The following is a 7,526-nucleotide window of genomic DNA, read 5'->3' as shown; positions in this document are numbered from 1 at the left end:
AAGGGAGTGCAAAGGTAAGAAGGTTTTTCCTTTCCGCAATAGCCGCGGAAAACTTTTTTCTCTTCCTTTCGTCTCTACCAGGTTGCCCCGTTCTTGCCCCCCTCCTGCCGAGCGGGCTGCAAAGGTAGCAAACCTTTCCGGTGAAACAAACGCTTGCTTAAGGTTTGCGTGGACTTACCCGCTTGGGGCCGCAGCCTGAGGGGGTAACCACCCTGAGGTGCTGTGAGTTCCGGAGGCAAGTTTTTTTTATCGATTACCTTCTTAGGCGCAGGCCCCGTCCGGAGCCTCTTAGGTAACCGCATCTGGGTGCCCCGAAGTTCCCGGGCTGGGAAAGGTTTTGTCTGATTGCCTTCTCTTTTCTTAGAGGTGGCAATCAGATCTACTTACTTACTTACTTACTTACTTACTTACTTACTTACTTACTTACTTACTTACTTACTTACTTACTTACTTACTTACTTACTTACTTACTTACTTACTTACTTACTTACTTACTTACTTACTTACTTAAGATAACTGTCTTTAAATGTTTGAACCACTTTTTCAGATGTAGAGGCGCTAATACTCAGCACGCTTTTCACATGATAATAACAGAAGAGGCAAAGTGATTGCCACTTTGCCTCTTCTGTTTAAGGTTTCTTTATACAAGAGCTTATACTATAGTTTGCTCATTTTACAGTTCTACTACTTGCGTTACTGCTGTGGCTAATGCCTCCCAGGTATATTTCTTCTTTTCTTCTCGTATGTTCTCCACCATTTCCCTTGACTTCTCCTCCTTGTAGAACTTTTCTATAGCATCAGCAATTGCAGTTGGGTTAACATCTACTAAATAGCCTACTTTTTGATCTGGGATCATTTCCACCAGGCCCCCTACCTTGGTTACAATCATAGGCACTTCAAAATGGTAGGCTATCTGGGTTACGCCGCTTTGCGAGGCATGTCTGTAGGGCTGAACAACTAAATCGGCAATGGAGAAGTAGGCTTTTACTTTTTCGTGGGGAATATACTCTGTAGCCTGGATGATGCTCTGCTGCAGATTCCCTTCTTCTATGATTTGCTGGTAAGTCTCCGGAGACTCGTAGAATTCACCTGCCACAATCAACTTAATGTCCCTATCTTTCAGTCTTTGGTCCTTCATGGCTTGCAATAGCAGATCCAGACCTTTGTAGTGCCGGATGAAACCAAAGAATAAAAGGTATTTTCCTTCAGGCAGGTTGAGTTCTCTTAGTGCGACTTCTCTGGGCAACTTCTGGCCATAGGTATCATAGATGGGATGAGGCTGGCTCACCACAGGTTTGTTTTTGTTGAATTGCTTCAACTCCTCTGTGACGGTAGACGACATAGTGACAAAAGCATCGCAGGCATCTACAAAGTATTGCGTCAAAGCTTTATCGCCGGGGCGCTTCTCATGGGGCACTATATTGTCTGTAAGGGCTACTACCTTGGTATGCTTGTTGCCCTTGATGATTTTAGCCACGGTTCCCAAACTTGGGGCCATAAACGGCAGCCAGTACCTGAACAAAACCAAGTCTGGTTTCTTCTTCTTGATTTTATAGCCAAGGCTGATCCAAGTCAAGGGATTGATGGAACTCAGCTCCTGGTGGATAACCAAATCTTTGGGAGCTGGGCCATCTTCACATTGAGACTTACCCGGGAAGAGAATAGAAGGGTACTGGGTAGTGAAAGTGTAAATTTCAACCTGGTGCCCCATCTGCTGCCAGGTGCGGGCAAGGCTTTCGCTAGATGCAGCAATGCCTCCCCTAAAGGGGTAAGCCGGACCTACAAGAATAATATAGGCCATAGACTAAAACCCGATGTTGTCGCGGATCAGGTATTCGTCTTTCCTTCGTCCGGCCAGGGAAACCATCTCGGCCAGGAAACCGGCCAGAAATAACTGCACCCCAACTACCACAGCTACCAACGCCAGGAAAAACAGTGGTTGGTCGGTTACGTTTCTAACAGCCAAGTTTCGGAAAGAGTAATACACCTTCTCTATGACTAACCAAGAGGTAATCAGGAAGCCGATGAGGAAGGAAATAGTACCCAGGCTGCCGAAGAAGTGCATGGGCCGCTTCTTGAACCTTGAGACAAAGGTAATGGACATCAAATCCAGGAAGCCGTAAACAAAACGCTCCAGCCCGAACTTGGTGGTGCCGTATTTCCGCTCACGGTGCTGCACTACTTTCTCGCCTATTTTCCCGAAACCGTTCCACTTGGCGATTACGGGAATGTAGCGGTGCATCTCGCCGTACACTTCTATACTTTTCACTACGCGCGCATCATAGGCTTTCAGGCCGCAGTTGAAGTCATGGAGTTTGATCTTGGAGATCTTCCGGGTAGCGGCGTTGAACAGTTTAGTAGGAAGGGTTTTGCTCAATGGGTCAAAGCGCTTCTTTTTCCAGCCAGATACTAAGTCATAGCCATCCTCCACAATCATTTTGTAGAGATCAGGAATCTCATCAGGACTGTCTTGCAGGTCAGCATCCATGGTGATCACCACGCGACCCTGAGTTTCCGCGAAGCCCACGTTAAGGGCCGCCGATTTGCCGTAGTTCCGGTTGAACCGGATGCCTTTGAGATTAGGGTCATGCTGCGACAACTCCTGAATCACTTTCCAGGAATCATCGGTACTACCATCGTCAATCAAAATAACCTCATAAAGAAAACCGTGCAATACCATTACACGGTTTATCCATTGGGTAAGCTCTGGCAGTGACTCTGCCTCGTTAAGAAGTGGTATTACCACCGAAATATCTACGCTGTTCTGCATGAATTTTTACTCAAACTCTGGGCGGCTTCTCTTCATGATAGCCGCAATGATAAGGGACAAAATGAAGCCTAATATGACCGCCGCAACTATACCAAACAGAAACATCATTTCTGGTGTAGTGAATTTTTCTGTCATGCTGGTGGCCTGCTCAATCTGTTCGTCACTCATCCCTTTATTTTCCATCTCCTCAATGGAGGCATTTCTTATTTGTTCAATAATATTGGAGTCTATGAACTTAAGGTAGATGTACGTGAAAATTCCGCTCAAAACCCCAGATACTGTAGCCAGGATCGTACCCGTACCAAGCCCCTGGCCATACGACATAAATCCGCCATTCTCTTTTTTATAGTACCTATAAGCTAAGATTATCCCTACTATAGGAATGATAGTTCCCAAGTAAGTCACCCCTTTGTTCAGGTGAAGGCCTGTTAAGTAAAGGACTAGGCTAAAAATGATGGATGCAAAACCAGTCATAATTCCGTAGCGGATGCCAACGGAGGCTGGTGTGACAGTTGGCTCTTGCATGATGGCTTGTTCGTTCATGATTATGGGTTTTTAGGTTACTTTCTGAAAAACACGCCTAAAACGATACTGACAAAGAAACCTGCCACCATGCGGTTCACAAAGCTGATCTGCGCCAGGATGTAAGGGTTCAAAGTGTTTAGGTTCTGATAGGCGTTCTTGTAATTTGCTTCTCCCATCACCTGCGTTAACTCTTTTCTGGTTAACTCCATCCTTTTCTGACTCAATATAATATATTCCTGTATCATTTCCTGTCCCGCGAAAACCGAATAGATGCACAGGAGCAGCGTCGTGGTGAACGCCAGAAAGAACACGGTCATCAAACCCACTTTGAAAGCCTTCCCAAAACCCAGCTCTGCGTCATGGAATTTCTTGAAGTACTTGATGGCCAGGAAAGCAAAAACAGAAACAAAGATAAGCGTAGAGGAATACTCGCTGGTATTATCATACGGGTTCTCAAACCCTGCCAAAGCCAAAATAAGGATATAGATAAAACTTACGATTGCCCCGGTAACGCCATACCTGATGGCGGTATTAACAACTGCTCTGTCAAACATTGGTCTTGTCTTCTCTCTAATTCTGGTAAGCCGGGTTCACGGTGAATTGTCCGTTCATGTAGGTGCCAAACACGCAACCCTTCATTTCACGTCCGAAGAACGGACTGTTCTTCGCCGCGGAGGCATTCAGGCGCTCATCAAAAAACCAGCTTTTGTCTGGACTGAAGAAAGTAAGGTTGCCTACAGCGCCTTCGGTTAGCGAGGGAGCGGATAAGCCTACAATTTCTCTGGAACCAACCGTTAGCTTCTGAATTACTTCTCTCCAGGATAGGTGAGAGGCCAAGGTCTCGTTGGCGATGGCGTAAGCGGTTTGCAGACCAATAATGCCGGCTTCGGCTAAGTCAAACTCCAGTTCTTTAGCTTCTTCGTTCCAGGGCGTGTGGGCAGACACGATAGTGTCTATGGTGCCGTCTTGCAAACCTTCTAACAGGGCTATGCGGTCTCCCTCGCTTCTGAACGGAGGCGTCACTTTGTAATTAGTGTCAAAAGGCGCAATGAGTTCATCGGTGAAGGCGCATTGGTGAGCGGCTATATCGCAGGTCACGTTCAAACCTTGCTTTTTAGCGGCTCTCACAGCAGTAACACCAGCGGCAGTGGACAACTGGGTAAGGTGCAGGCGACCGCCGGTGTACTGCAGCAACTGTAAATCGCGGGAAATCTGTACCTCTTCGGCGAGAGCCGGAATACCTTTAAGGCCTAAGCGGGTGCTGGCAGTTCCTTCGTGCATTTGACCGCCGTTGGCGATTTTTCTGTTTTGGGGCTGATTTATCAAAACACCCCCAAAAAGCCTCAGGTACTCCAGTGCTTTGAGAACGGTGTCCTCGGCCTGCAGCGCATCTGAGCCATCGGTGAAAGCAAGGGCGCCTGCAGCTTGCAGGTCCAGAATCTCAGACAGGTCCTTCCCGTCCAGGTCATGCGTTACAGCCGCCAATGGGTGCACCCGCACTGGCCCGGAGGCCGAAACATGCCTGAAGTATTCCACGGAGGCGCGGGTCTGCGTTACGGGATTAAGGGTAGGCTGACAAGCCACTTCGGTGAATCCTCCGAAGGCCGCTGCCTGCATAAAGTTCTGTAAAGTCTCCCGGTGCTCGTAGCCGGGCTCCCCAGAAAAAGCGATCAGGTCAAACCACCCGATGGAGCAGTGTAAGCCTTGGGGCTCAATAGTCTGCACCTCTTCGGCCTCAATAGAAGAAGCTATTTGTTTTATCTTTCCGTTTGAGAGCAGCAGGTCTACCACCTGGCCGTCAAACGAAGAAGTTGAATCAACTATGGTAACCGCTTTAAATAAGAGATCCACTTTTCTTGGTGCTTAGGATGATTGCCTCTACCACGAGACACAGAAAACACAATATTAGGCAATATTTCCAAAGGGAAGAGCCACTGGTTTCCTTTTGCAGCTGTTTTTGCAGAGATACCCGCTCTTTCGGCGCTAATACTTGAATGTTGCCTCCGTGGTCTGCAAGTATCTCCTTCAGTTCCTCTACCGTGTAGGCCTCCAGCTTAGACTCAACCCGCGGAATATTCAGCGCGATACTCCCAATAGTTTTCCCTTCCTGTAAAACGTTGTAGAATCCAGGTCGGCCAAGGTCTTTGGGCAACGTCAGGAACAACTGTCCCTGTCTAACCCGCTGGTCGGGGATGAACGTCTGTCCGGCTACACTCAGGGCATAAGGCTGCTTGGAAGCTACTTCCTTTTCCAAGGGAACAATGATGCTGCCATTGTTGGGCTGGTGAGACAAGACAATCTTAGAGGCATTGGTAGACAAGGCCAGTTGGTACAGCACCGGAACAAACAACGGATGCGCTACAATGGCAGATGCTGAGGTAATAGGCGCGGCAAACAAATGCACGTTGCCATTTCCTACCCTGAAGGTACTCAGGAAAGGAGCGTTATCGGTGAACTTTAGGATCGTGTGGAAAGAGCTCTGCCACCTAAGCACAGGCTTGGCTTCGGGCATCTTCATGTTTTTCACCTCTTTTTCGAAAATCTGCCGGAAAAAGGCATCAGACATGTCTGGTTGCTTTAGAGGTTTAGTGCCTATCTCTTTGCTTTCCTCACTTACCCCTTGCAAACCTAAGTTGGCCAGAAAACTAACCGTAGATTGCAGCGCCTTCGCATCGGGGATGAGCAGGACAGAGCCGCCTTCGTTTACCCAAGACTTAATGCCAGTGGCTAACGCCGAGGAACCACCATTAGCAGGAATATTTAAAATCCATAACCCTTGGTTGTTGTTGGCGCTTTGAGAGAAGTTAAAGGCTGGTTCGGCTTTATAGGCCTGAATTATAGGATCATTGCTTCCTTGGGACCTGTTGACTTTGATGTGCACCGAGGAAGGTTTGGGCAGGATGACGAAGTACTGGTTGTCAAAAGCAGTAGCCGGATCTTCCACACTGAAAGTAATCTGCTTCTCTGTATTGCTGTTAAGTGGAATCTTGAAATGGGCAATGGCTTTTTGTGCAGGATCTAGGAGCACTTGGGTAGCACCTAAGAGCTGTTCTCCTTCAGAAGCACTCACTTTTACTTGGCTGCTCTCCCCTTGTAAGCTGCCAGCCAACCTGACCGAAATACCTGCCAGTGAGTTGGGCAGTAGAATAGGCTGCTCCAACCAAACAGAATCTATGTAGATATTAGGTACCTCCTCATTTCCCAAAGACACAAAGGTAATAGACTGCTCTTTAGGCAAACTCTTCAAGATCTCAGGGGAAAAGGTAGCTCTCTGAAAATCTGAAAGGAGATATGTAGTGGTTGACCTGCTGGTGTTTCCCAAATCATCTACCAAACTCTGAGAGGAAGTAAATGTTGTCTGCCCTTCTGGTACATTCACCGCCTCGGTTCCTTGGCTAATCTCGCGCTCACTTGCTGTGTTGCTAACTTCCCGCAGGATATCTCTAGCCGCGTCATTTGCAGTCTCAGCTTTGCTTCGCTCTTTTTCAACTGAGGGGCTTTGCATACTCCAGGAAGTATCCACCACCACTGAAATCTTATCCGGCGACACAGCACTATTGTTTCTGGTTTGGAAAAGGAATAGCAAAAACGCTCCCAAAGCAGATGCCACAAACACAAGCCTTAAAAGTAGCAGCAGATAATTATTGATCCTCCGGACAGATCTGGTTTTGGAGATAAGTGCCGTCAGAAACTGAATATGGGAAAAATCAAGCTTTTGCCTCAGCCTTAACCCGAAGAAATGGATGAGAATCAGTAATGTGGCAGCAATGGCTGATCCGGATATTAGAGGGAGCATCTACTAAAAGCTGTTTATATGTGAAGGTACATAATTGCCTTTAGAACTAATAACGGACAAGATCTGGTATATGGCCGAAGAAGTTTATGCTTAATCTACAACATTGATGGAAATAGAGAGAGTTTAGGTCTTGGTATTTTGAAGCAGACTTAGAACCGGGAAAGTCCGAAGGTTTGTCTTATTAGATTTAAAGGAGGGGCTTTATGGTTTGGTAATCGGGGCAGGAGAGTTTGCGACCTTATAATCTCGAACTTGTTTCCACCCACACTTTATATTAAAGTAAGAGTGAAAAAGGATCGAGGCAGGATACAGCAGCTGGAAAAGGGTAATGCAGCCCTTAGAGGAACCTCATTGACTAAGGGAGATAGAGAGAAAGCCCCTGCATCACACTCCCCCTGCCCGCTTATAAACGAGACAGCCCCCCTCCATCTCTGA

Annotated in this window: 6 protein-coding genes; all 6 read right to left on the bottom strand. The window is 47.2% G+C overall.

All coding sequences use genetic code 11. The annotated features are described in order from the left end of the window. Window positions 1-673 precede the first annotated feature (673 nt). From FOA19_RS23220 to FOA19_RS23195, 6 genes are read right to left on the bottom strand one after another with little or no spacing between them, the layout of a single operon-like run. Window positions 674-1,801 carry a glycosyltransferase gene (locus tag FOA19_RS23220; protein WP_149093274.1) on the bottom strand — a complete coding sequence of 376 codons (1,128 nt, stop codon included), beginning with the start codon at window positions 1,799-1,801 and terminating at the stop codon, window positions 674-676. 3 nt (window positions 1,802-1,804) lie between these two features. After that, window positions 1,805-2,770, bottom strand: coding sequence for a glycosyltransferase family 2 protein (locus FOA19_RS23215; RefSeq protein ID WP_149093273.1), 966 nt, complete (start codon window positions 2,768-2,770; stop codon window positions 1,805-1,807). A 6-nt stretch (window positions 2,771-2,776) separates the two neighbouring features. Continuing rightward, window positions 2,777-3,313, bottom strand: coding sequence for a DUF4199 domain-containing protein (locus tag FOA19_RS23210; protein WP_149093272.1), 537 nt, complete (start codon window positions 3,311-3,313; stop codon window positions 2,777-2,779). A 17-nt stretch (window positions 3,314-3,330) separates the two neighbouring features. After that, entirely contained in the window at window positions 3,331-3,849 is a 519-nt protein-coding gene (locus FOA19_RS23205; protein ID WP_149093271.1) for a DUF4199 domain-containing protein, read from the bottom strand. Between the two features lie 16 nt (window positions 3,850-3,865). Continuing rightward, window positions 3,866-5,146 carry a dihydroorotase gene (locus FOA19_RS23200; protein WP_149093270.1) on the bottom strand — a complete coding sequence of 427 codons (1,281 nt, stop codon included), beginning with the start codon at window positions 5,144-5,146 and terminating at the stop codon, window positions 3,866-3,868. Beyond that, window positions 5,130-7,091: a BatA domain-containing protein gene (locus tag FOA19_RS23195; protein WP_149093269.1), complete on the bottom strand. Its 1,962-nt coding sequence runs from the start codon at window positions 7,089-7,091 to the stop codon at window positions 5,130-5,132. Before FOA19_RS23195 ends, FOA19_RS23200 begins: the two co-directional genes overlap by 17 nt. Between the last annotated feature and the right edge of the window lie 435 nt (window positions 7,092-7,526).

Source organism: Rufibacter hautae (assembly GCF_008271695.1).
GTDB lineage: Bacteria > Bacteroidota > Bacteroidia > Cytophagales > Hymenobacteraceae > Nibribacter > Nibribacter hautae.
Note: the sequence above shows the minus strand (reverse complement) of the source record. Positions and strands in the feature narration are given on the sequence as shown.